1 pseudogene is annotated in these 295 nt (G+C 69.2%); it reads right to left on the bottom strand.

The features are described from left to right. Positions 1–295: pseudogene (locus HGO92_RS23320) on the bottom strand (recombinase XerD); the annotation flags it as partial.

Genomic DNA, 295 nt, shown 5'->3' with positions numbered 1-295 from the left:
GCGCTGCGACCCGTACGAGGGGCTGGGCGTAGAGCAGGAGCAGGATCCCTGCGACCCGGTAGGGAAGGGATTCGCTGCTGCCGCTGAGGAGTTCCCGGAGCCACGCCAGCCGCTGGTCCTGGGCGAGCGTGGGGCGGGTTCGTGCGGTGTAGTGGCCGACATCGACGCTGACGTTGAGCCTGGTGTTGCGGGCGAAGACGAAGAAGGTCCGGATCAGCTTGCGGGTGGTGGGGCCACTCGCCCTCCACTCGTCAACGTCCTGCTGGACGCAGGTCGCGGCGGTGCGCTGGTGCGT

This window comes from Crystallibacter degradans, from assembly GCF_012952295.1.
Classification (GTDB): Bacteria; Actinomycetota; Actinomycetes; order Actinomycetales; family Micrococcaceae; genus Crystallibacter; species Crystallibacter degradans.
The sequence above is the reverse complement of the archived record's forward strand: the minus strand, read 5'-3'. Positions and strand labels throughout refer to the sequence as shown.